At 61.0% G+C, this 24,859-nt stretch carries 15 protein-coding genes; 5 read left to right on the top strand and 10 right to left on the bottom strand.

What is annotated here, in order from left to right:
- Window positions 1-19: 19 nt before the first annotated feature.
- Both O6R08_RS02285 and O6R08_RS02280 read left to right on the top strand, forming a co-directional pair.
- Entirely contained in the window at window positions 20-1,474 is a 1,455-nt protein-coding gene (locus tag O6R08_RS02285; RefSeq protein ID WP_271418563.1) for a uracil-xanthine permease family protein, read from the top strand.
- Between the two features lie 129 nt (window positions 1,475-1,603).
- The gene (locus O6R08_RS02280; RefSeq protein ID WP_271419176.1) at window positions 1,604-2,623 is read left to right on the top strand and encodes a magnesium and cobalt transport protein CorA; all 1,020 of its coding nucleotides are present in this window, start codon (window positions 1,604-1,606) and stop codon (window positions 2,621-2,623) included.
- Window positions 2,624-2,679: 56 nt separating this feature from the next.
- Here O6R08_RS02280 and O6R08_RS02275 read toward each other — a convergent pair whose 3' ends face one another.
- From O6R08_RS02275 to O6R08_RS02240, 8 genes are all read right to left on the bottom strand, one after another.
- Window positions 2,680-6,075, bottom strand: coding sequence for a DUF499 domain-containing protein (locus tag O6R08_RS02275; RefSeq protein WP_271418562.1), 3,396 nt, complete (start codon window positions 6,073-6,075; stop codon window positions 2,680-2,682).
- Window positions 6,076-6,084: 9 nt separating this feature from the next.
- A complete protein-coding gene (locus O6R08_RS02270; RefSeq protein WP_271418561.1) occupies window positions 6,085-6,666 on the bottom strand; it encodes an Abi family protein in 582 nt (193 codons plus the stop codon).
- 327 nt (window positions 6,667-6,993) lie between these two features.
- Window positions 6,994-9,822, bottom strand: a complete 2,829-nt coding sequence (locus O6R08_RS02265; protein WP_271418560.1) for a DUF1156 domain-containing protein — start codon at window positions 9,820-9,822, stop codon at window positions 6,994-6,996.
- Complete coding sequence (locus tag O6R08_RS02260; RefSeq protein ID WP_271418559.1) at window positions 9,819-13,409, bottom strand: helicase-related protein; 3,591 nt, start codon at window positions 13,407-13,409, stop codon at window positions 9,819-9,821. The genes O6R08_RS02265 and O6R08_RS02260 overlap by 4 nt, the downstream gene beginning before the upstream one ends.
- A 178-nt stretch (window positions 13,410-13,587) precedes the next feature.
- Entirely contained in the window at window positions 13,588-14,016 is a 429-nt protein-coding gene (locus O6R08_RS02255) for a TA system VapC family ribonuclease toxin (RefSeq protein WP_271418558.1), read from the bottom strand.
- Window positions 14,016-14,267: a hypothetical protein gene (locus O6R08_RS02250; protein WP_271418557.1), complete on the bottom strand. Its 252-nt coding sequence runs from the start codon at window positions 14,265-14,267 to the stop codon at window positions 14,016-14,018. Before O6R08_RS02250 ends, O6R08_RS02255 begins: the two co-directional genes overlap by 1 nt.
- 243 nt (window positions 14,268-14,510) lie before the next feature.
- Window positions 14,511-15,074: an NADPH-dependent FMN reductase gene (locus O6R08_RS02245; RefSeq protein WP_271418556.1), complete on the bottom strand. Its 564-nt coding sequence runs from the start codon at window positions 15,072-15,074 to the stop codon at window positions 14,511-14,513.
- Window positions 15,075-15,413: 339 nt separating this feature from the next.
- Complete coding sequence (locus O6R08_RS02240; RefSeq protein WP_271418555.1) at window positions 15,414-20,315, bottom strand: S8 family serine peptidase; 4,902 nt, start codon at window positions 20,313-20,315, stop codon at window positions 15,414-15,416.
- Between the two features lie 805 nt (window positions 20,316-21,120).
- Here O6R08_RS02240 and O6R08_RS02235 point away from each other — a divergent pair.
- From O6R08_RS02235 to O6R08_RS02230, 3 genes are all read left to right on the top strand, one after another.
- Window positions 21,121-21,372, top strand: a complete 252-nt coding sequence (locus tag O6R08_RS02235) for a type II toxin-antitoxin system prevent-host-death family antitoxin (protein WP_271418554.1) — start codon at window positions 21,121-21,123, stop codon at window positions 21,370-21,372.
- Window positions 21,369-21,785, top strand: a complete 417-nt coding sequence (locus O6R08_RS11380) for a type II toxin-antitoxin system VapC family toxin (protein ID WP_408640122.1) — start codon at window positions 21,369-21,371, stop codon at window positions 21,783-21,785. Before O6R08_RS02235 ends, O6R08_RS11380 begins: the two co-directional genes overlap by 4 nt.
- A gap of 445 nt (window positions 21,786-22,230) precedes the next feature.
- A complete protein-coding gene (locus O6R08_RS02230) occupies window positions 22,231-23,028 on the top strand; it encodes a hypothetical protein (RefSeq protein WP_271418553.1) in 798 nt (265 codons plus the stop codon).
- Between the two features lie 149 nt (window positions 23,029-23,177).
- Here O6R08_RS02230 and O6R08_RS02225 read toward each other — a convergent pair whose 3' ends face one another.
- Window positions 23,178-23,489 (bottom strand): MarR family winged helix-turn-helix transcriptional regulator, encoded by a 312-nt coding sequence (locus tag O6R08_RS02225; protein WP_271418552.1) that lies wholly within the window; start codon window positions 23,487-23,489, stop codon window positions 23,178-23,180.
- Window positions 23,490-24,116: 627 nt separating this feature from the next.
- Window positions 24,117-24,779: a TMEM175 family protein gene (locus O6R08_RS02220; RefSeq protein ID WP_271418551.1), complete on the bottom strand. Its 663-nt coding sequence runs from the start codon at window positions 24,777-24,779 to the stop codon at window positions 24,117-24,119.
- Between the last annotated feature and the right edge of the window lie 80 nt (window positions 24,780-24,859).

The following is a 24,859-nucleotide window of genomic DNA, read 5'->3' as shown; positions in this document are numbered from 1 at the left end:
CCAACCCGGAAGGACGCCCATGATCTGGAAGCTGCACAACGGCGGTGTACTCAACCCAGGTGAGGTGGTGGCTCCCGACGAGAGGCTCGGGTGGGGGCGCACCATCGGGCTGGGTGCCCAGCACGTCGTGGCGATGTTCGGGGCGACCTTCGTCTTCCCCGTCCTCATGGGCCTCAACCCCCAGTTGGCAGTGATGATGTCGGGTGTGGCGACCCTCGTCTTCATCTTCGTCACCAAGCACGAGGTGCCGTCCTACCTCGGTTCCTCGGCAGCTTTTCCCGGCGTGGCGACGGCCATTTACGCCTCAGGTGGCAAGCCAAATGACGTCTCGGGTGCCCTGCTGTGCGTCGGTCTGACTCTCTTCATCTGCGGCATCATCATCCAGGCCGCCGGTTCGCGGGTCGTGCACAAGGTGCTGCCCCCGACGGTGACTGGAGCCGTCGTCATGCTCATCGGCTTCAACCTCGCCCCGGTGGTGGCCAAGACCTATTGGCCCACCGACCAGTGGACCGCACTCATCGTCATGCTGCTCGTCATCGCACTGTCGGTGGGGCCGCGCGGATTCATCTCCCGCATCGCCATCTTCCTGGCCCTGGTCATCGGTTACGTGCTGTCGTGGATCGAGGACCTCGTGTTTGGCCCGCTGCATCACGGCGACGGCAGCGTCGCCCCGCGAGTGGATTGGTCGGCCGTGCATGACTCGGCGTGGATCGGTCTGCCCCCGGTGACGAACCTCGACACCTGGACGTACCTGCCCCAGGCCCGCAACGGATCCCATTACGCGCCCACCAATGTTGTTGGATTCCATCTGCCGTCGTTCCACCTGGCCTTCATCCTGCTGGCCCTGCCGGTCGTCATCGCCCTCATTGCCGAGAACACCGGTCACGTCAAGGCCGTCGCTGAGATGACCGGTAAGAACCTCGACCACCAGCTCGGACGGGCGGTCGCCACTGACGGCGCGACATCCATGCTGGCCACCTTCCTCGGCGCAGGCCCGACGACGACCTACTCGGAGAACATTGGCGTCATGGCTGCGACGAGGGTCTACTCGACCGCGGCCTATATGGTGGCTGCGATCGTGGCGATCCTGTTCGGTTTTTCCCCGAAGTTTGGTGCCATCATCTCGGCGACCCCCGGTGGTGTACTGGGCGGGATCACCGTCGTTCTCTACGGCATGATCGGCCTGTTGGGTGCCAAGATCTGGAAGGAGAACAACGTCGACTTCGGCAATCCGGTGAACCTCGTCCCGGTGGCAGCCGGCATCATCATCGGCGTCGGTGACGTCTCGCTGAAGTTCAGCGACTCCTTCACCCTGGGTGGCATCGCACTGGGCACCATCGTCACCGTCGGCGTGTACCACCTCGCCGCATGGCTGGCACCCAACGAACTGTCCGACGCGGCAGGAGGCACCAACATCATCCTCGACACGCCTGGCATGTACGTTGACGACGGCACCCCCGGCGAGGGTCAGTGACGACGGTGATCGACGCCGTAGGCAGTAGGATTGCGGCCCAGATGATGGAGGAGGCGATCAATGGCAGCAACACCCCAGCCAAGGAATGGTGTCCCGACGAGTGCGCGTACCCACGGTGGCGCATCACCGTTGGCAACCGGCCCGATCGCCGACACCAAACCCGGCATCGTCGACATCAAGTGGTTCGAGCAGGGGGTCCCAGCGAATCCGGAACACCAGCCTGACGTCGAGACCACACTGTCGTGGCTGGACGGCCATCCCGAACGACTGGGGATCATCGTCGAGCAGAGCCCCAACCGCACCCAGATCAAGCGCCTTGTCGACCTCATGCACCTCGATCCGCTGCTGGCCGAGGACCTGGTGGAAGGTCACCAGCGTCCCAAGCTGGAACGCCACGAGGATGCCCTGTTCCTGGTGTTGCACCCGCCGTTCTACATCGACTCGATGGAGGACGTGGCCTTCGTCGAGGCCGAGGTCATCAAGCAACGCAACTGCGTCGTCGTCATCGTGCAGCGCATCCCTGACGAGTTGTCGAGCCTGAGGTGGACCCCACGTCTTCCCAGCGACCCAGAGCTGTTGTGCCACGGTCCAGAGTCAGTGCTCTACACCATCCTCGACGGCGTGGTCGACCAGACCTTCCCCGTCATCAGCGGCATCCAGTTCGACATCGAGCAGATCGAGAGGCAGGTCTTTAGCGGGGACTCTGCAGCCCCCGAACGTATCTACCGCCTGTCCCGTGAGGCCATCGACCTGCAGCACGCCACCAACCCCGTCATCCCGATCATCGCCGCTCTGCGCGCCGGATCGGCAAAGCACCAGGTGCCACCCGAGCTGCAGGCCTATCTGACTGACGTCGCCGACCACCTGGCCCGGATTTCCTCCCAGATCACCGACATTCGCGAACTTCTGACCCAAATCCTGACGGTCAATGCGACCCTGGTGGACCAACGCTCCAACGAGGACGTCAAGATCATCTCAGGATGGGCAGCCATCCTCGTCGTCCCCACCCTTATCGGCTCGATCTACGGCATGAACTTCGACTACATGCCGGAGCTTCACTGGAAATACGGCTACCTGTATTGCCTACTAAGTATGGTGGCCAGCGGCGTGATCTTGTACGTGATCTTCCACAAGAAGAATTGGCTGTGACCCGATCCGGGAGTGGGTGAGCAGGTTCACCCGACGATCGGCGCGTCGGGTGAACCTCAACTCCTCTCGAAGCCAGAAGTGGGATTGAACTTGAGAACCCGGGCGTTCTCGCTGATGGTGCGTATCTCTGCCTCATCGAAGCCTTCAGGCTTGGTGGCCTGGATGTCGATGGTGATCTCCACGTGCGCACCGGCTCCGGAGAGTCGGTCAATGACTTCGCGGGTGATATTGCCGATGTCACGCGAGTAGCGATCTGGGTCGATCTTGACCGAGCCGAAGAACCGCGAAAGCGCTGCTTCGACCTCAGGCTCGGGGTCAGACGGATCGGTGTCGGAAGAAGGCTGACGAGTTCGTCTCCATGCGAGATCCACCGGGAAGGCCTTCTTGCCACCGTCGTCTGCCTGTTTGTCAGCGGCTTCTCTGGCTGCCGTCCGATCAGAATCAATCTGCTGCTGGGCCCGGTCGCCATCGACAAGCAGAGTGCTATCGGTGACCTGAATGCTTGCGTTCGGGTCGGGCGGCACCACGAGCCCGCGATAACGGCCTGTGACGGTGTCCTTGCCAGAAGCGATGGCGAACAGCTCATCGTGGACGAGCAGTGTCACAAGCGACTGTTCGATGGCATTGTCGAGCACGTCGCGCCGCACGAGGCGGGGCAGGTAAGTATAGCGGGTGAAGTATCCCCACAACTCGCCGACGGTGATCTCGCCGGCCTCACGCCACAGCGCGCTGAGTTCGTTGTGCAGGATGGAGCCGAGGATCGCCGCACCGAAGTCGGTGACGAGCTGATCCTCACGTGCGAGCTTGGCACTGACGCGCTCGGTCAAGGAACGTCCGCCGGAATCGGGTACACGGTCGGCGACAAGTTCGAACGGCTTGGTCGGGTCGGACTGCTCCGGGTAGACCGCCCACACGAAGGTGTCGCGGATGCGGTCGGAGACGGTCTGATTGAGCCGGGAGACCCAGTCGTCGGTCTGCTTGCGCTGCTGCGCGGACAGGTTGAGACTGTCGCTGGTGGCCTGGACTCGCTTCCACCCGAGGTAGCTTCGGGTGGCCGCTTCAAGGCTTTCCAGTTCGCTCTTGTCTGCGAGTAGGAAGATCAGTGTGTTGCGGTGAATGCGTTGGCTCGCGCCCTTGCTCTCGATGGCCTGGCGGACCCAGACGTGGGCCGGTGAGTCGGCAGTGTCCTGCTTGCGACGGGCGTGCCTGGGGTGCGCGATTACCAAGCGCGTCTCTTCGAGGTCGGGGATGTCTGCAGACGACGACGGGGCAATGTGGACCCGGTCGAACACGCCACGCGAACGCTCCTCGGCCTGGAGTCGGCGGGTGATCTCATTCCACACCGTTTCGACGTCCTCGCGGAGCCGCTCGGCGTAGTCGTTCGCGGTCTTCGTGACGGACGGTTGGGTGTCGAACCAGTAGTGGCCCTGCTCTTCGTAAAAATAGGTGGAGCGCTGCGCGAGCTGCTCGACCGCACTGCCAAAGTTTCCGAGCGTGTCGCCGGGAACTGCGGTGCCGAGCCAGAGGTACTGCTTGTCCAATCCCTTGTGTGTGCTCTTGATGCGGGGGGCCGCCCCCATGAAGATCGTGCGCGCGATGCGCTGAGTGACGAATCGCTGTCCAAGGTTGGGCCGGTCGAGGTCAATCTTTTGTGCCGTTGAGCCCGGGCCGTCGATGTCGGAGTCGATGATCGGCTTCCACTGGTCTTCGAGGTACTGAGTCAGGTCGGTGTTCACGGTTGTCGCATCCAGCGGCACATTGCCGGGCAGGATCAGCGGTGAGGTGTCGCCGGCTGCCCACAGCTCGTGCACGATTGAGGAGACGAGCTTCAGCACGCCACGGGTGCGCTGGAATCGCTCCAGCGTCGACCAGTCCTCGTAGAGACGATCCAGCAGCTCGGGGTGCAGAGGGTAAGAAGCGCGGATGCGTTTCTCGTAGTCGTCGTTGGGCGAGGCCGCATCGCGTGGGAACAGCGCGGTGTTGCTGCGGTACAGATTTGCGAAGCTGCGCGCCACAGCCGAGATGGTCGTGAGTCCTTCGGCATCGGGGGCCTGAAAGAGTCGGCGGCGGACGATCTCGAATGACTCGTCCTTGCTCGATGGCCGCCACTGGTCAGCGACTCGGCGGATCACGTTCTGGAGGCGTTCGAGCGCGAGTTGGCCGTTCGCGCCACCGATCTCGATGTCGCTGCCGCGCACTTCCGCACCACTGTCGGAGGCCGGGATCGAGACCACCAGCATCACACCCGGCACGGAGCGGACAATCTCCGTCAGCGACTGGGCGAAGGTGAACTGGGTCTCGAACGATCCGGACGGCAGTTCCTTGTCGGTGACGAGCTGGCGCGCGTAGGCCACCCACTCGTCGATGAGGATGAGTGCGGGCGAGTGACGCACGATCAGCTCGCGCAGGGCACCACCAGGGTTGGTACCGGCACGGTCGTCCTCGGCGATGAGGTCGTAGGCTTCGCGCCCACCGAGCTGCCATGCGAGTTCACCCCACAGCGTGTGGACTTCAGTACCGTCGTCCTTGATGCTCGGTGACCCGGCCTTCAGATAAGTGCCGACGAGGGCGACCCGTCGCACGTCGAGGGCACTGAGGTCGGGGTTCCCGTTGTCGGCAATGAGATCCTGAAGCTCCTGAGGGAAGGCCTTGACCGGTGTGCCGCTGAACAGGTGGTACAGCGCCAGCATGGAGTGAGTCTTGCCGCCACCGAAGTTGGTCTGCAGATTCACCACCGGACTCGCACTCGCCTCGCCGCTCATTCGACGCAGCGCGCGCGACAGCAGATCACGCAACCCCTCGGTGAGATAGGTGCGGGCGAAGAACTCGACCGGATCGCCATACTCGGGGCTCGTCGCCTGCCCGGTGTGGACCAAATGCAGATCGGCCGCGAACTCCGAGGCGGTGAACTCGCCACGCGCCACGTCATCGTGGGGGCGGATGACCTCGCGCCACGGGCGTAGGCCGGATCCTGGCTCGAGGGACACCTTGGTGCGCCTGACCTGCTGCCGGGTTTGGTCCTCGAACACAGCGCGTTGCAGATCGACGCGCAGCTTTCGCACGTCCTCAGCGGAATCGATCGAATCGACGGCGCGCAGCAGCCGCTCGATGGTGTCGAGCGCGCGGGCTGCGTCGTCGGAGGAGAAGGGCTCGTTGTGCGCCCATTGGTTCCGCGTCTCCCGCAACTCGGACGCAAAGCCTTGCTGCGCTCGGGAAAGCACGTCCTTGAAGTGGTATCCCTGTTCCGTAATGGCACGAAGCTGCACCTGCACATCGTGCTTGGTCATGGTGCGCTCCGGCACGCCCCGCCGTTGGGCGTCCTGCTTCGCCCACGCGGCTGTCCACTCGGGAGTTTGGTAGACCCCCGTCATGACCTCATCGACCAGATCGAGCAGTCCTTCGGAGAGGAGGTCGAACGCTTTGCCCACTCTGTCTCGGTTGTTCATCGCCATCGTTGTCTCCTAGAACGTGGTGCTTTCAATCCCAGTAACTACATTGGTTCGCCGGGAGATGATCTGCGGTACTCGCGAGTTCTGATTCACCCAGTCAACGGCAATCGGCGAGATCGCACCGAGGATGCTGAGCAGCCGCTCGTGGTCTGCGGTGAGGTTACGCGCGAAGATCGGCTCGTGATGAGCAATACGGTTACGAAGCTTCCGGAGCGACTCCTGTTTGCGGTGCAGCTCGCGGCGAGGTCCGACGAGGTACGGAAACGCCCCGTGAAGCGCTGGGACCCACAGCCGCTGGTGATACCTATTGGCCAGGAGTCCGGTCCAGAACCCAAAGCTCAGCTCAGCCACCACGTGTCCAGGAAGGACGGCCTCTCCCTTCCCGCGCTGCGCTGCTGCGACGGCATCAGCAACACGGTGCTGTTCAAGCTGGTGCAGGCCGATGTTCGCGTTCCACCAGTCGTCTCGCCCGGCAAAGGTGCTGAGCTCACTGTGGATCACGTTGCGTAAAGCGACTTCAAGCACGCTAAAGCCGCCCCAGAAAGCCGAAGCGATCTCGATGTTCCACAAGTAGAGGCGCAAGGCCTTGTTCACGTTGCCGTCGCAGGCTTGGAGGTAGGTGGATAGCCTCCCTGCACTGAGTAGGCGCGTCAGTTCAGACTCTCGAACACGTTGTCCGGCGGATCCCGCTGCTGTACACTCGCTTGTGTAAGCCCCGGACGAGGCCGCATGAGCGGTCGCCGCGCCGGGGCAATTTTCGTCAGCCGGTATCTGTCCCCGCGACTCACTCATCATCGCTCACACCTGCTCTTCGACGAGTGCAGCCAGCTGCGTCGACAGCAGGTGCCGTGCTGGACGCACTGAAGGTGCGAACGTTCGCGGTGGGATAGCCACCAAATCGGCAAGTGCTTTCCCCATGACCTAATCATCGCCCTCATCGAAGTCGAAGGCCTGCTGCGAAGGACGTGGTGTCGCGGCGTACTTGTGCGCCTGCTCGTTGACGTCGTTCCATGCGCTGACCAGGCTGTTGAAAAGGATGGCGTCCTGCGTGTCCTTCTTCTTCTCAGCCTCGTGGAACAGCAGGAAGCCCAGCTCCTTCACTGCGTCCAGGTTCATGCGCGTCTGCACCGACGGCAGCAACTCCGCCACCTTGTCGGCCCCGTCCTTGGCCATCACGGCAGCGAGGCGAACCGTCGCCTCCCAAACACTGACGCGCTCATCGGCCGAGACATCCCAGTCGCCGTCCAGGTACGAAGGCGACAACAGTCTTGCCTGACCGCCTTTGGCCTCAAAGATGCCGCCACGCTCCAGCCCACCGATCGAGGTGTCCGAGGACCGTGCCAACTGGTCGGCAATCCCCGAGCTCTCCTGACCCCATCCATATTGGCGATACCACTTGACGGCGAAACGAGTGTCGGGGTCAAAGTCGGACTCCTGCTCCCCGATGACCTCATCGAGGGTCGCGTTGATGAGCAGCAGGGCATCCTTGACGCTCATGTCGGACCCGTCAGCCTCGCGTACCCGTGAATAGCGCGAAAACACGGAAATACCTGGGCCGATCGCAGCCTGGGCGAGATCCACGGGAGCGACCGACCCCTGGATCATGGTGCGCAGTGCTTCTGGTAGCTCGGCTTTCAGTTCGGAGACGAAGGCCCGACGAGTGGTCGAAGGGGCATTCTCGGGGCGCGGGCGACAAGCCAGGACGATCGACGAAGCCAGCGCGTTGGTGCCGTGCGAAAGCATCCGGTTGGACAGTTCACTGCGCATGGGCCAGGTTGCGGTGATCTCCCAGCCCGCTGCGATCAACCCGCTCAGCAGGGTGTGCCACCCGGTTGATGTGGTGCCGTCCGCCTTGGAGTCCTGCTGCTTGTAGGCGTAGTAGACCGTCATGGGGATGTCAGATCGGGCGCCTTGCCGAATTTGGTGGAAGACCCCGTTGAAACCGTCGACGAAGAAACGCTCTGCACCGGCACGGCCATCGTGCCGGTAGGGGTTCGCGACGAGTTCAGCAGATTTCGGAGTCAGCATGGTTCCAACGGTCTTGGACTGAATACTTGACAGGCTTTGCCGCAACCAGACGTAGAAGAAATCGGAGAGATCCGAGTAGCCGATGTTGTCGTAGTAGGGCGGATCGGTGGAAATCACCAAGCCGCCGTAATCTCGCGTCAGAGCATCGGCTTGCTGGGCAGACGCAGGGCGCGAAGCCGGCGTATGTGCCACGGCTTTCGCCACCCATTCCACCTGCCCGAGGAAATTCCCCGACGAATGAGACAGCGGGTTACTTTCAGCGAAATCCCACACCATCGGGATCGCCTGCCGGCCAAAGACATTCCGCATTTTCTCGCCAGTGTTGTGCCAGCTGCAAAGATTTGATGAATAGTCGGTGGTACGACTGACGGCCAGAGCCAAGTAGGTCGCGATCGCGTCGGCGTAGGCTTCGGCGTCGGAGCCGCCGTCCTCGAGTCGGGAGCCGGCGGTCATACCAGATTTGAGCGCATCCTCGAGGACTTTCTGGCGCGCCTGTGTCACCAAGTCGCTGAACGTTGTCAGCACGACCAGTTGGCGATTGGTGAATAGATCTGAGAATTGGGTCATGCCGTATGCAGGCGGGGAGAACCAGCGCGGGTTCGTTGCGATCTTACCGTCTTCGCCAATGCCAGGTCGAGAGACATGGGCAGCTTGGCGTTGGTCTTCGGAAGGCGAAAGGTATAGACGTCCCCGCAGCCCCTCCGCCACAACCGCTATGAGGTGTGCTCCGATCCTGCCGCCGAGGCCTTCTTCTCGGATGTAGTCGTAGCTGAATGGTGTGCCATCGCCAACGGCCTTTGCTCCCTTGCCGTGTTTGATGGTCCACTCATCCTCGCCAGTCGGCCCATTGGCGTCGTGCCGGACTTCGTAGCGCACCTCGCCGTCAACGACGGATGCGTGCACCCAGGCTTCCTTACCCTTCTTCTTGCTGAGCCACCACGAGTTGACCAGCGGCACCTCGATCGGGTTTGCCGGGTTGGGGCTTCTCACAGTGCGGGCCCATTTCCAGGCGATCACCGTGTGCTCCGTGCCATCCTCTGCGCGCACTTTCGGGTATAGGTGACCGATGCGCCGCTCAGCCTCGTCTCGCATCCACTGGCCGTAGCGCCGGATGTCCTCGGCCAAGCCTTCAGCGCGCCGCCAACTGTTCGCCGAATCGGCGGCTCCTGGAAACACCGGCGGCCGGTCGGCGAACTTCGGCGGGATATCGATGAGGGCCTTGTTGATGAGCACAGCCAGCGGGTTGAGGTCACTGGCATGGGCCTCCAGTCCGAGTCGCTGGGCTTCCAGCGGGATCGAGCCACCGCCGGCGAATGGATCGAGAACGGCCGGAAGTTCTCCGTTGTTGGATTTGCGGATCTCCTCACGAGCCTGCTGCTGCAGCGTTTCGTCGTTACTGTTCTCCCAGACGACGAGCTTCTCCAGCAGCGCATGCAGCCGGGCACGCTCAGCGTCCTGCGCCTCGACCGTGGGGAACTCCTCGGGTCGAGAACTGGGGTCATCCACCAACTGAGCAAAGAGAACCGCCCGAGCAGTGGCCAACGGTTTGCGTGACCAGTACAGGTGCAAGGTGGAGGGGTGCCCGTGCCGAATGGACTTCTCCCTGGCCGAGGAGTCATTAATCGCCTCCAACGGGAGGGAGGTTTCGATGAGCTTCTTCTTGGTGGCGTCGGTCACGGGGTTTCTCTCGCTGGTCTTGGGCTGGTCGTCGGGGCCGTTCATCGCGGTGGATCTCCGCGTTCCCAGTAGTCACCCCAGACCTCATTGTAGGAACGGGTGGTCGCGGAGGGTTCCAGGTGGGTGAAGGCGTCGCTCACGTAACGCAGTTCATCGCGCTGTGGGCCATCGGCCGACACCTCGACCAAGGCGAGCCGATGCCGATCACCCTGAGTTTGCGCGAAGGTGATCTCGTTGGTGGTGATGGTGAACGTGTCAGACCCCTCAATACGACCCTTCACCTCGATGTAGTGAACGAAGCCCTGGTCGTCGGTGGATCGAATGTCGTAGCCGGGGTTGTTACGCGGCATCTCGACAGGTTCACGTCCCAGCTCCCGCTCAGCGGCAAGCACAGCGTCGACCGCTCGACGCTCAACTTCTTCGGTCTGACGTGCTACGGCTCGCGCCTCGGACTCGGCGCCGGTCGCGAGCAGAGCGCTGGGAATGACGAGTGCAGCTGCACGGATGAGGGCGGGCACCGCGACAAGGTGAGTGGCCTCGTCGAGCTGCGCGAGCCGCTGAGCCAGCCGTCCTTCCAGCTCGCGGGCGCGAGCAAGGGCCGTCTCGGAGCGCAGCCGGCCGACGGTGCCCGCCCGTTCGAGTGCTTCAAGGCGGTTGTATTCCTGATCCCAATGGTTGATCTCAGCCAGCAGCCGATCCTTGACTTGCGCACGAGTGCGGGCAGTCTCGGCATTGAGCCGGGTCTTGATCTCGTCCATCCGGGGTTGCAGCCCCTCGCGGTAGGCCCAGGCGCGCACGCTCTTCTCGTGATTTCGACGCACCCATTCGTTACCGACGATCTCGATGATGGCTTCAATTTCCTGGGGTTCGGGGCGATCGTAGTCAAGGTAAGGCGGCGCTGCGGAGACGGTGACGGTACCGTCTTGTTCGAGCAGCGGGTAATCGAAGTGATGAGAAACCGTGTCCGCATCAGCAGCCGTATTCTTGATGCGCTGCTCGACGCTGAACATTAACATCGGCGCATCGGATTGCTCATGGCGTCGATCCACCAGCACCGTGCCCCGTTGGAGGGTGGGGCCGAGGTCATCGACAGTGGCCTCGATGACGGCGTCCAGCAGCGGATGGCCGGGCGCAATGAGGGAGGCATCGGCAAGCCCGTCAGGATGCATCCGGGAAGGCTCGAAGGTAATGCGCTCGTACTGCTCGGCGAGAGGCGCCCACCGGTTGCGGCGACGCGCGACGTCGATCACGCGGGCTGGGACGCGGGTGATCTTGTAGCGGCCTTGCTCTCGCTTGCGGATGCGCCCGCCCAGACGTTCAAATGCGGGAATGAAGAAGGCGGCGATGTATCCCGGCTGAAGTCGACGTTCACGGGCTTTTTCCATCCGTGCCCGGACCTCGTCGAGGTCGAACGCGGAGAACATCTCGGGGTGGAGCGCGCGTTCGGCAAGCATCTCGTCGAGACCGCGAGAGACACCGGCGTCAATGGTCTGGTCGAGTTTGGCCTTGACCTGGGGCTGATCGCCGTAGCGGATGGCCTCGATCAGCAGGTCGCGCAGGGACCGCTCCTGAAAGGCGTCGGCATCGCCGAGCACGTTGAACAGGTTGCCGTTGTACGCCTCTGACATCTGATTGATCTTTGCCAGCAACCGGGTGAACACGTCGCCCTCACGGGTGTCTTTGGCGACCATATTCCACAGATGGCAGACCTCACGCTGGCCGATACGGTGGATGCGGCCGAAGCGCTGCTCGATGCGGTTGGGATTCCACGGCAGGTCATAGTTGACCATGAGGTGCGCGCGCTGCAGGTTCAGCCCCTCCCCTGCGGCGTCCGTGGCAAGGAGAACCACAGTGTCTGGGTTGTGGGTGAACCGTTCGCGTGCCAGCTTACGATCCTCGCGGCGAGTGCCGCCGTGGATGGTGACGACCGAATCGGCGCGGCCGAACTGGGCGGTGATCTTGGCTTGCAGGTAGTCGAGGGTGTCGCGGTGTTCAGTGAAGATGACGATCTTGCGCGTATCGCCGGAGCCGTCGTGGGTCAGGAGCTGCTTGTCGAGGATGGTGCGCAGTTGCACCCACTTCCGGTCATCGTCTTGCAACCTGACGCGACGAGCGACCGTAATGAGGTCATCAAGGCTCGCGATCTCAGCTTGAAGCTCGGGGATTGTCTGTGCGGCCGTGGCAAGATCGACGACCTGGTCTGCCTGTTGCTCAAACTGAGCGCGTTCCTCCTCGGTCGTCTCCTCGTCGAAGTCTTCGAAATCATCAACCGAGAACGCGGGCAGCGCGTCGCTTCCGAAGTCGAACGTGACCTTGCCGGCGGGGCGGTCATCGACGTACGAGGAGACGGAAGCGTCGAAGCGCGCATCGTCGGTGATGCGCTGCATGTCGCGCAATTTCGCGTCAAGGCGCTGCCTGCGTCGTTCCAGGGATCGCAGGATCGCTTCGGGGCTGGAGGCCAGACGGCGTTGCAGCACGGTGAGCGCGAATCCGACGTTGTTGCCGCGCTTCTTGTCGCCGGCCTGAGCAATCCGTTCGGCTCGGCCCATCTCGGTACGAACGTAGTCGGTGACCAGTTCGTAGAGCTCCCGTTCGGCGGGGCTGAGTTCGTACTCGACGGTGTAGGCCCGGCGTTCGGGGAATAGCGGCTTGCCCTCGAAGGTGAGCAGGTCTTCCTTGACCATCCGGCGCATGAGACCCTTGGTGTCGCTGCGGTGCACCCCCTGCCGATACTGGCCCTCAAAGCGGTCACGATCCAGTAGCGACAGGAAAAGCTGGAAATCCTCCTCCTTGCCCGCGTGCGGGGTAGCGGTCATCAGCAAGAAATTGTGCGCCGTCTCCGACAACAGGCGACCCAGTTTGAACCGTTTGGTCTCATCGACCTCGCCCGCCCACGACGAGTAGTGCGCTGACATGCGATGCGCCTCGTCCACGACGGCGACATCCCAGGTGACCTCACCCAGCTGCTCGACAAGGTCTTCACTGCGGGAGAGTTGATCCATGCGCGCGATCAGGAACGGGTGTTCGGCAAAGAGATTGCGCCCCTGAGCATCATCTGCCATCTGCCGAGAGAACACCTCGAAGCGGAGGTTGAACTTCTGCAACAACTCTTCGCGCCACTGCTCAACCAAACCACCAGGAGCGACGATGAGCGCCCGGTCGCAGTCCGAGCGGAGGATCAACTCCTTCACGTACAGCCCAGCCATGATCGTCTTGCCCGCACCGGGGTCATCGGCCAACAGGAATCGCAGCGGGATACGGGGCAACAACTCCTCATAGACCGCACGAATCTGGTGCGGCAGCGGATCAACATCAGAACTGTTGACCGCAACCATCGGGTCATACCGCGCGGCATATTTGATGCGCAGTGCTTCGGCTGCGAGGCGGAACTCATCCGGGTCAGCATCAAATGCCGGCGCCGAGTCGTCGCCCACGATCTCGAAGCGCACAACGTCGGCATCAGTGACCACGCAGGCACTATTTCGACCAGAATCGTCTCGGTAGGACACCTCGATCAGTCCTGAGTCGATGGGGTCAATGGCGATGAGAGTGATCGTTTGCCTCGGCACCAGGCCACGGATGCGTTGCCCCGGGCGCAGTTTCGCAAGCGTCAACGTCTCATCTACAGACACTCAAGTCCTCCAAGGGCAGAGCCAACCGGCTACAAACGAGGTGACCCCGATCCTACTCACAGTGACTACACCAAAAACACCCAGGAGGACAGCACATCTGAAGAGAGGATCCGCGCCGACACGGGCATGCCGAGAAGTGAGCTTACAGTCAGCCCTTCGTCCGCGAACCAGCAGAGAATCAGCTTCCCGGCACCAGAAATCGGACGTCAAAACGGCCAAAGTCCCTGTCGAAGGTCACCATGGTCGCATTCAATTCGAGTGCTAAGGCGGCTAGGTGGGCGTCATTGGTGAGGTTGCCAGCCGTCCCGGCCTTCACAAGGAGACCAGCCAGCAGCGCACCGTGACGGGCGGACGGTTCAGGCGTCACAACACGCGGGTGAGACAACCATGCATTCACTACCGACATGGCCTGCTCTGCCGTCAGTGGGTTCTCCAGGATACGCGGATGGGTACAGACGCGAATGAATCCCAGCAGAGACACCCACGGCATCCCCACAACCTCAGTTCCGGAGTTCAACTCCTCCAGCAGCCACGCCCGGGCAGCCTCGTGATGTTGAGCACTCGTGTTAGTCGCGTAAACCAGCACATTGGCGTCAACGAGCAACATCAGCGACCCTGGGAAAGCTTCTCAGCGAGGGCATCGTCCTCAAGCTCGGCAGCCAACCTCGCGGCATGCGTCAGATCGACTCGCGCGGCCCCCAAGTTAAAGCTGGGGAAAGTGAAATCCACATTCTGGGTACTACCCAAGCCGCGGCGCAAGGCATCGTTGACGACGCGTTTAAACGACACATGACGCTCAGCCATCTCGCGCTCAAGGAGCTCGGTCACATCAGGGTCAAGCGTTAACGTCGTTCGCATAGAAGCATCATAGCATCATGTTCATTGATGTTGTGATGTGTGTGAGCAATACCAAGCCGGCGCGGGCACGGCTCTCCGTCATTGGTCGAGCCGACTCAATCACGTCGGTATTACTAAAACGGGACTCAGCGGAGCTCACCCGGCCACCTTCACAGCCCTCACGGCCGTTACCGCTCTCGTGACGGTAAAGGCCGTGAGACTGCCAGACGGTGAAGTCGGACGGAGCTAAATCAGGTCCGTGACTTACTTCGCTTCGACAACCTTGACGAAACGGTCAATGTAATCGCGAAGGAAAGTCACGGTCCGCTCGGGCCCAATCTTCCCCGACTCGTCAAACAGAGTCGGAGACTGGCCAAGGAACACCTCAGGCTGACCGGGCATGGGCATGTCGAAGTACGACAGGGCAAGGCGGAGATTCTTCTGCGAACTGTAGCCGCCCATCCGACCGACGGAATGGCTGATAATTCCGGCCGGCAAGTTCTTCCAGGCGACGTCAGAGTTCGGCTTCGAACCAATGTCAACCGCGTTCTTCAGACACGCCGGGATCGTGCGATTGTTCTCCGGGGTGACGAAGAGAACACCGTCTGAGTTCTTGATCGTTTCACGGAAGCGGGTATATTCCTCAGGCACCGGCTTGTCGGTGACCTCGGGGTCGTCATAGTCAAAGTCATAGAGCGGCAAATCACGAATCTCGACGATCTGGGCCTCATATCCCTCAGGGAAGTAGTTCATAACTTCGTTGGCGATCTTGCGCGCATACGATCCGCGACGAAGGCTGCCTACGAGAACAGAAATGTGCTTGGTCATCAGAATCCTTTCCAGCACAAGCGTGCTTGTACATATAACCGAAGCTTCACGTTCCTTGAAGCCAAACATACCGCGACACCTTCAGGAATCAAGGTATGTCGACGCAGGAACATGGGTAAGGAATCAACGCGCAAAGCTGAATCAGTCACTCTTGGCGCACTGTCATCGGCACCCTTGCTCGACCCACTGGCGGCTATATTCGGATTCCTGAATTACAGATCAGCCCTTCGGTCGTGATGAAGGCGAGCGATCACCTTGAATCCGGGTGAATCGCGACGCCGTTAACAGGCGGTGGCCACCCTCCAAACGAGAAGGTGGCCACCGCGTGTTTATCCCCTTTTAGACACCCGTGTTGGGCAGCTTCAGGCGGATCGACTTCGACGGCTTCGGAGCATGAGACGGCTCCGAAGAGGCAGCCGGCGTCATGGTCCGGGTCGGACGACCCGGCTCACTCGACTCAACCGGTCGGGTGGACTCAACCGGCCGACCCGGCTTACCCGATTCGGAAGGAGTCGGCTCCCAAGGAGTGCCGGGGACCGACGGGATCGGTGCCGACGAAGTACCCGGCTCGGACGGGGTGGGCGTCGGTTCCAGCGATGGGGCCGGCTCCGGCGACGGGGTCGGGGTCAGCGTCGGGGTCGGCTCCGGCGACGGAGTGGGCTTCGGCTCAACCTGCTTCGCCTTGATCTCGTAGGTGAACACACCCGTGGTGACGTTCCCGGCGATGTCTCGCACCGTCACGGTGAACGTCTTGACCCCCTCGCCGGTGACCTGAGTCCCGGCCTGGTATGGCTGACCGTTCAGCAGAATCGTCGTGTCTGCGACCTTGATGTTGTCACTGGCATCGAACTTCGGCGTGAACGCGCCGTCGAACTTCGTATCGGTCGGATACGTCGCCTTGATCACGGGCTTGACCTTGTCGATGTCGAAGCGCCACTTGAACACCTTGGAGCTGTTCTCGACGCTGTCCAACGCGGACACGTGGAGGATGTCTCCCTTGTCCGGAGCAGGAATCGTGTACTGCCAGGCGCGCTCGTTGTTGTTCATCTCACCTTCGATGAACACGCGGCGAGCCACGTTGCCATTGACGCGGACAGTCCATTGCATGGTGTTGTCCTTGGCCGTGCCGCGGACGGTGTACGGGGTGCCGTTCGAGTAGATCGTCCCTAAGATCCCGTCCTTCGGCTCGCCGACGGCGTCCACGTTCACGGTCACCTGCGGTCCTTCGATATCGAAGAAGATCAGGTAACCACGGTCGATCACGGGCTTCTTGTTTCGGTCAATGCCGTACAAGTTGAGCCCGTTGTAGCCGGTCGTCAGCTTGACGGGATACCGGATGGTCATGTCCTTGTCAGACGGTTTGGCCGGCATGAACGGACCATCGTTGATCTTGGCCTGATGGCCAGCCGCGACGAAGATCGAGAAGAACCCCTCCCCGGTCTCAAGGTTCCAATCCTGCTTGGAGCCCAGGTTGCCGGACTCGCGCCCGACGACCTCGTAGCCGCCGTCCTCATTACTGAAGATGACGTCAATCGGGCGGACAGGGCTGGAATCATCGGTCGGCACGGACCCGATGTGCGGATCGTTGATCGAGTGCCCGATGCCATGCTCCAGACTCGACGCGGCGTTGACCTCGGCCTCGCTCTTGACGGCGAAACTCTTGACGAGCTGGTTACCCGCCAGGTCCTCAACCACAACCGTCACGCCGTCCATATACTTCTCAGCCTCCAATTCGAAGCTGAACTCGCCGTCGTCAGGCACCGTGAACTCCTGAAGATTCTTGGTGCCATTGGGGCTCCAGCCGGAGCGAACAGAGAACTTCAAGTCCTTGGCCGGGGTGGCATCGTCTGAGGCGGTACCGGCCAAGGTGACGTGATCACCCTCGCGCTTCAGCTCACCAGACGGACCGTATTGGACCTTCCAGTAGATGTAGGGCTCGATCGTGTCAGTCTCGAGCTTCACCTCCTGGGTCGAGATGACCTTGCCCGCGGCGTCGAGCACCTCGATCTTCAGCACCTCCGGATCGGCCTTCAGCTTGGCCTTGAGATCGACGGTGAACGTGATTCCGTCCTCCGTGGTCTCGTAGCGCGGCGTGAGCTCCTGACCGCCCGACGTCGTCACGCGAACAGTCTTGCCCTCGTGACGAAGCGTGCCGCGCAACTGCTGCTCGAGAGTCGCGGAACCGGCATTGTCGACGGTGAGCACAGGCTGGTAAATCGAAGTGCGAACGGTGCCGATGTTGCCCGCGTAGTCCGTGGCCTCCACGAGCACCTCGCTGGAGGAGGCGAGGTCCTCGATCTGCACATTCTTCGCGACCCACGTGTCGGCGGACTGTTTCTCCAGCTTCAACGACTGACGCCCATTCAACTTTGCCGTGACGGTGTCGATGACGTGGTTGTCCGTCGCCTTGATCGTCAGGTCGACAGCGCCAACGCCGTGAGCATGATGCTCCACCTTGACCTTCGGAGCAACGTTGTCAATGAAGAACGGCAAATAGGTGACCTGCCACTTGGCGTCGGGCTTGTTCTTCACCCGCAGGCGGAAGTAGTGCTGGCCAGAGCCGGTGTAACGCTCGTAGTCGGCGGTCTTCGGGTTGTAGATGTAGCCCGACCACATGTTCTCGAACTCGGGGTTCGCGAACACTTCCTTGAAACCGCGTGGCTCCAAGTTCATGAAGTAGCGCTGCAGGTGGTCGCCCTCGTTGACCTGGACAAGCGGGATGGCGTTGTCATCCTTTTCCTTGACGACGGACAGATCCCACTTGAAGACATCTCGCAAGACGCCGATACGAGGCGCGATGCCGTCGTTACCGTTGGTGCGGAAGGCGATGTTTTCCGGCTTGGCAACACTGTCGGACGTGGGCGAGCGGTCTTCGGTCGACGGCACACCGGCCAGGCGGAACTTTGTCTTACCGTGGTGGGCGGCCTCAGCGTCAGAGAGCATGAGGGTGGTGAGGCCCGTCTTGGACTTCTTGTCCCAGGCGGGAGCGTCGATCAGGGCTTCGTCGTTCGCCCAGTCACCCACATACCCGAAGAACGGGATAGACAGGTTCGGCTGAGCGGCGTCGGTGGAGTCGAAGAAGATGAACCCCTCGGCGAACTGCTTGTCGGCCTTGCCGGTGTCGAGGGTGAACTCGACGTCCATCGACGTGCCGGCGGGTACCGTCACCTGGTTGGTGCCGGCCTGGATACTCGCGCCGTCAAGCTTGGCGGCGTGAATCTCGTTGATGGTCCGCTGCTTGTAAGTGAGCGGTTCGAGCTTCTTCTTCGGGACCGTCGTGGTGGTGCCCACCTGCGAGGTGCGCACCTTGAACGTCCGCGCCGTGGCGTCGTGGTTGGTCACCGTCACCGTGAACTTCTGCGTGCCGGCCTTGATCTCCTTGAGCGCGACGGCGCCGACGTCGTTGTGCGAGAGGTTCACCTTGCTCTGCAACGCCTTGTCCAGGGAGACCAGACCTGCGCCCTGCTGACGCGGGGATGCGTTGAGCTCCTTGGTGCCGACGGGTTCACGTTCCATCACCGGCCGGGCAGTGTTCATGAGCTGCTGCTTGACGACGTCGGCCATGAGCTTGCCCTTCGGCGGCTTGATGCCCTGGGCCTTGTAACGCTGCAGCATCAGCGCGGAGATGGCCGCGACGTGTGGCGACGACATCGAGGTGCCCGACATGAGCGCGTACTTGTTGTCGTTGGCCAGGGAGTAGATGTCACCACCCGGGGCAATGACGTCGGGCTTGAGCTCCAGGCTCATGTGCGGTCCCCACGACGAGAACCCGGACATGTAGGCGTCCTTCTGAACTTGGTCGTAGCTTTGGCCAGGCTCGTAGTTGAGCTTGAGCTGCGTGACGCCAGCCTTCATCATCTCTTCGATCTTGAGGCCGGAATCACCGTCAGTGCCGATCGCCCAGGTGTTGCCTTCGAGGTAAAGATGCTCGAACTCGGTCGGAATCTGCCAATGCCACTGGTCGCGGTTGTGACCGACGTCGCGGTTGAGCATGATCATGCCCGCAGCTCCGGCGTCGCGGATGGCTTCGGCCTTCTGCTTGACGTTGCCCAGGCCGCGTCGGAAAACGACGACCTTGCCCTTCACCTTGTCGCCCAGGGCCTTGGTTTCCTCCGGGCTACCGTGGCCGTCGTCGATGATGTCGAACGTGCCATTGGGGGTGGTCTTCTTGCTCATCCAGGCGTACCGGGAGCGGAGCTCGCCCGAGCCATCGGCCTTGCTGACGTGGACGTGGCGGTACTGGATCGCGGTGTTGTCCACAGAGCCCACGCCGATGACGCGGGAGTTCGCCGCCGTCGTGACCGGGGTCGCGGTGTCGACCAGCGGGAACTCGGCGTTGGCGCTGTCGTCGTAGGTCGACTTGGTGTTCGACGTCGAGTAGTTACCCATCGAACCGGTGACGACCACGCCACGATCGGTCGCGTACTTCAGCGCGGAGTAGAAGGTGTCGTTCGGGGTGGCCATGCCGCGGGTACCGATGGACAAGCTGATAACGTCCGCACCGTGATCGACGGCGTCCTCAATCGCCATGAGGGCGGCGTCCAGGCGGGTGGCGGGGTCATTGTCGGCGTTGGAAAATACCTTGTAGGCCAGGATTTGAGCGTTGGGCGCGATGCCGTCAATGGCCTTGCCCGCGTTCACTTCCTCCTCGGTGCCGTTGGCCGCGATGATGCCCGCGATATGCATGCCGTGCATGAACGGGGCGCGGTTCTCGTAGACGTAGTTGTTGTGATCCTGGAAGTTGTAACCGTGGGGCACCTTCTTGGTGAACCCGGGGCTGATCTTGGTGATCTTGGGTTTGACGCCGTCGTCGAGGCGCATGTCCTTGTGGTGGATGTCGACGCCGGAGTCGACCACCGCGACAACCATGCCCTCGCCACCGAGATGGTTCTTGGACTGCGCCTTGAGGACGTCGGTCATCTTCTTGGCATTGAAGATCTGCGGCGTCATCTCGGGCATGATCTCGGCCTTGGTCACCTGCTTGATCTGTTTGACCAGCGGGAACGAAGACCGAGGGATGTCGAAGGACACACCGGAGAGCGCGTGCTTCATCTCGTAGGCGATCTTGAGCCCGGGGATGGCCTTGAGTTGTTTGTGGACGAGGTCACGGTCGCTCGGCTTGTACTGCACGAGGACGCGCGCTTGCTCGTTGGTCGTCATCGTCCCGGTCGCGTTGAGGTTCTTTGCGTCCAGGCTTTGCGCGATCCTTGTGCCGGCTGCGGCCTGTTTCGTGCTGGCCACGGCCTGCCCAGGATGAGCTGGGGGCTGAGTTGAATGACTGAGGACCACGGCCGACAGTGGTAACAGCGAGAAGCCAAGGCTCGCTGCCACCACCTTCGTTCGAGTCCCCCATCTGGAGTTATGGGACACTTCTTTCCTTAACGGTTAGACCCTTGGGTGCGGCATGCACCCACCCGTTCTTTAACAGGTAAGGGATACCTTATTAGGCAAGCCTTGCCTTAGCGAATTGGGCGGGCTGGCGCCACACCTCTTTGAAGAGCATGGTGACCGCCAGGATGTCGAACCGGGCCTACTCGTCGGCGGGTAAATAGTGGAATCCACGGCCTCCCATCGATTCCGACGAAGGCTTGAGGTACCCGTCGGCCATGAGTTCTTTCAGCACCGACCCGACGTTCGAGTTCACTGCGCCAACGATGGCAGCCAGCTCGGTGGTGCTGATGCGGCCTCGGTGCCGGGCGTACTGTCGCGCCGTTGCTGCCCCTTCGACTGGGGTTCTCCTTGAAATTGACCTGCTTGCTTTCCTTGGGGCGATGGCCGCGGTCGAGGCTCTTCAGCGCGGAACGAATCTCGACGACCACCGGATCCGGCCCGAAAGTTGTACCCATGGGAGCGGTCTAGGCCACCGCCATAACTTTTGCGCCAAAAAGTTATACCCGCATGGTTGAAACGGGGGCTGTCCATAACTTTGTGGTGCAAACGTTGTACCGAGGGGCCAGCGCGGGTGTTCGGTACATGTTTTGGCCCGTCGCATCTAAACGTACTAACCAGAGGCCTCAGGAGGTACCTACTGTAGTAACCTTGTGACATGGGCAAGACAGTGACCAGCCGTGAGTTCAACAGGGACGTCACTGCGGCAAAGCGCGCAGCTCGACAGGGACCAGTCACCATCACCGAGCACGGACGCCCATCTCATGTCCTCATGACCATTGAGGAGTTTGAACGTCTTGCTGGCACCCAAGAACGCATGGGAGACATCCTGTGGCGCAACCAAGACCTGTCTGTTGAGTTCGAAGTCCCAGAACGTCGCATCGAACCTCCGCGCGAGCTTGAACTATGAGGTATCTGCTGGACACCAACGTCCTGAGTGACCTGAGAAAGCGTGCGAACAATCCATTGAATGAGTGGTTCGCCAATCAGGCGCGAGCAGACGTGGCGATCAGCGCTATCTCCATCCTCGAACTCGAACGGGGAATCTCTTTGAAGGAACGTCGTGATCCTCGCGCCGGCGCACAACTGCGAAGATGGCTCGAGATTGACGTTGCAACCGCCTTCCGAGCCTCGATCCTTCCCGTGGACGAACGGGTCGCCAAGGTAGCCGCCACCCTCCATGTCCCGGGTCCGATGCCAGAGATGGACGCACTGATAGCGGCGACCGCGTTGGTCCACGGACTCGTTCTCGTTACTAGGAATACTCGAGACTTCTCGCGCTCAGGCGTCCCGGTGATTGATTCGTGGGGATTTCACGACTAGTCAGACACGTCAGCCGCGAGTTGAGGAAGGCACTTGCGGGACAACGAAGAGCGCAACCGCTTGGTGAGTCATCGAACAGGATACACCCTGGTCGATGACTCCCTAGCCAATAGAATGTCGCCATGTTCAACACCGAGGCGCTCCAGCATGGGCCTACACCAGAACAACGGGTTCGACTCAAGGAACGCCGAAAGTCAGGCGAATTCACCCGACCGGATACCCCACCCTGGCTCATTGCGGCGTACGTCTTGTTTTTCATTTTTTCGCCGCCATCTTCACCTTTCTTACTGTCAAATTCTCAGAATTCTTCTTAAGTGGGATAACGACACATCCACTGGCGTCACTCAAGCAGTTCTGGTCATTTGGCCTGGAACACCCACTGGGAGCACTCTTCAGCATAACGATAGCCCTCGTCCCGCCCATCGTCTTTGTCGGATGGGTTTTCGTGCTTTTCACCATGCTGCTACGAGCCTGGCGGTGGCTCAGCCGCCGAAACGCATGGCTCATTGGAGCAGCATTCGCAGAGACGAACGGGCTTGAATACAACTACTACGTCGCCGGCGCGCCAGAGATCGACGCTCTCGCCTTTGAGCGAGAAGCCGACTATGGCAGGGTGTTGGAGCAGTTCTCTTCCCCGAGTGAGGACTTCCTCGCAGGTCTCTACCGTCGCGTGGTTGTGAGGAACAGTAGCGACGGAGACAGCTCGGAATCCACGTATGATACGGGATTTGCGGCGTTCAAGCTCACGCGTGCCATGCCTCATATGTTCTTTGATGCGAAGGGCAATGATTTTGGCCATATACCACTCTCACGAGCCATCGCTCGCGGGCAAAGGGTTTCGGTGAACCCCAACTTTGACCGTCGGTTCAAATTGTTTCTACCAGTGACACCAGATTCCGCATCACCCATTGTTTTGTCACCATACCTCGTTGAACTATTCTGCCAACTTCCGCGGGACTTCGACCTCGAGTTCCGCGACGATTGGCTAGTGTGCTCAAAACTTGGGTTCGTCGACATGAACTCGCCCAAAGTATGGGAAACCCTTGGGTTCATCAAAGATCACATCGTGCCGGAACTCAATGAGTTTTCTAGATACTCACTGGCCGCACAGGAATACGATCCGGAAAACATTCCTTACTTGCAGATGCGCAAGAGTAAGGATGCGATCATAATCACTATAGTGTTTATTTTTATCCTCGCTATCTTCGTAGCCGTAGGCACAAACTGGTTCAAGTTTCACTAGATATCTAGGACCACCTCCAGGGTCGAGCCATATCCTGCGCAGCCTCTGGACACTGAATCAGTATCAGCGAGATGACCTCCGATTAGTTCACTCATTGAGACTCGCGCTGGCCTTCAAGCACGCTGCGTGTTTGTCGGCTACGGCTTACCCTAAGGTGAGTCGCCTTCCAACTCCCCGCGGAGTTCACGCAGCAACGTCGTCGCCTCGGCAAGCCGGTCACCGTAACCCTCAGCTATCGCCGCAAGCAGTGGTGCGCGCACCTCCGCTGCCGCCGCGGCGAGGGATGCCCCCTTCTCGGTGAGCGTCAAGATGACCGCGCGGCCGTCATCTGCTGAGGCAGACCGGGTGACGTAACCAAGATCAACAAGCCGCGACACAAGGCGACTCGGATGCCCCGACTCGGCGACCAAGCAACCCGCAAGTTCTTTCAGCGGCACCGGCCCGAGCTCAGCGAGAGTCATCAGCGCATCAGCCTGCACGCATCCCAACCCCAGGTCGTGCCATTCACCCAAGCACCGAGCGCCTTCGCCTCCTCCCGAGCAGCCAGACCAGGCAACAAGGTGGTGCTCAACGTCACGCACAACTCAGCCCAACCAGCCAACACGATTTACACGTAAGCCGTGCTCCGGTGCGGCCCTATCTCGCGAACCGTCATCGTGACGTCGCCTGTTAGGAACGCACAGCGCGAGATTCCCTGGCCGCCCTGCTACTACGCAGACCTCAGCCGGTGACGGTGCAATGCCGGGCTAATCGAGGGGGCGTCGGTTAGCCAGGGCGCCCGGGCGTGGCGTCATCCTCGGCTGCGAGCAAATCAAGCAGTCCCGGGAAACGTTGCTCCAACTCAGCTCGACGGAGCGATACTTTGCGGCTATTACCGCGGTCGACCTGCTATGCCCACGAAGCAAGCCTCAATCGAGGCTGCTTTTGACCTCAAGTAGCTGAGAGGTTTGTTCCGCTACCGCCGCAAGGCTTTGGAGGTACATCCTGCTACTCACCCAACAGAATCAGTCAGATTTCAGGCTCAAACTGCCGCAGGAAGTGTTGTGAGTCCGAAATCTGCCTAGCATTTTCGGAATGCCGTCGGCGCGCTACGACGCTGTGTCCCCTGCGGGCATAAACCGCGCGATGACGCTGGTAAGTAGCGGCACAAAAAGCAAGACCATCATGCCGAAGTATTTGAGCGGCGTGAAGGCAATGATGGGCCAGGCGACGAGCACAAGAATGAGCGAAGCGATGGCGGTGGCGATACTCCTCCGCATCGTCTTCCAGGATGCCCCGCTCTCAGGGTGCCTAACGATTTCGACTTGCAACCACAGCAATGAGCCAATGAGGAGCACGAGCGCGCCGATGTACACGCTCGCCTGCACACCATCGGTGACGAAGGCGACCGACATGGCAGTCGTCACTGGGAGCAGCACGATGCTAAAGAGCCAGACGAAGTTCGCGAACGACATTCGGTTGCTGAAACTGCGCACTTGCTCGACGACACGGTGATGCATAAACCAGTAGAACGCGACAATTACAAATGACACCACAAAGTTCAAGATGCCCGAATGATGTTCAACGAGCCAGTCGCCGATATGCGGCTCGGCGCCCTTATCCGTCACCGCCGCCACGGATTCCATCAGCGGTAGCACCAGCAGTGTCATAGCAATTGCCACGACCGCGTCGGTGAAAGCAATGAGTCGATCAGCGGAAGCGGCGCGCTCAAATGGCTCGTCTTCCTCCGCCTCAGAAGGAGTGCTGGCCATGCGGTCACCCTAACACTCCGTACCGTCGAGCTCGGCAATGACAGCATTCGCCAGCCGAAAAGACGATTCGGTTCACCTGT

Source organism: Cutibacterium equinum (assembly GCF_028021195.1).
GTDB classification, from domain to species: Bacteria; Actinomycetota; Actinomycetes; order Propionibacteriales; family Propionibacteriaceae; genus Cutibacterium; species Cutibacterium equinum.
This window is presented reverse-complemented; position numbering and strand designations above follow the sequence as displayed.

Bases quoted from the DNA above. Each gene is read 5' to 3' on its own strand.
- O6R08_RS02250 (WP_271418557.1), bottom strand. From the start codon at position 14,267: ATGCGAACGACGTTAACGCTTGACCCTGATGTGACCGAGCTCCTTGAG.
- O6R08_RS02220 (WP_271418551.1), bottom strand. From the start codon at position 24,779: ATGGCCAGCACTCCTTCTGAGGCGGAGGAAGACGAGCCATTTGAGCGC.
- O6R08_RS02255 (WP_271418558.1), bottom strand. From the start codon at position 14,016: ATGTTGCTCGTTGACGCCAATGTGCTGGTTTACGCGACTAACACGAGT.
- O6R08_RS02225 (WP_271418552.1), bottom strand. From the start codon at position 23,489: ATGACTCTCGCTGAGCTCGGGCCGGTGCCGCTGAAAGAACTTGCGGGT.
- O6R08_RS02275 (WP_271418562.1), bottom strand. From the start codon at position 6,075: ATGGCGATGAACAACCGAGACAGAGTGGGCAAAGCGTTCGACCTCCTC.
- O6R08_RS02265 (WP_271418560.1), bottom strand. From the start codon at position 9,822: ATGAACGGCCCCGACGACCAGCCCAAGACCAGCGAGAGAAACCCCGTG.
- O6R08_RS02235 (WP_271418554.1), top strand. From the start codon at position 21,121: ATGGGCAAGACAGTGACCAGCCGTGAGTTCAACAGGGACGTCACTGCG.
- O6R08_RS02245 (WP_271418556.1), bottom strand. From the start codon at position 15,074: ATGACCAAGCACATTTCTGTTCTCGTAGGCAGCCTTCGTCGCGGATCG.
- O6R08_RS02285 (WP_271418563.1), top strand. From the start codon at position 20: ATGATCTGGAAGCTGCACAACGGCGGTGTACTCAACCCAGGTGAGGTG.
- O6R08_RS11380 (WP_408640122.1), top strand. From the start codon at position 21,369: ATGAGGTATCTGCTGGACACCAACGTCCTGAGTGACCTGAGAAAGCGT.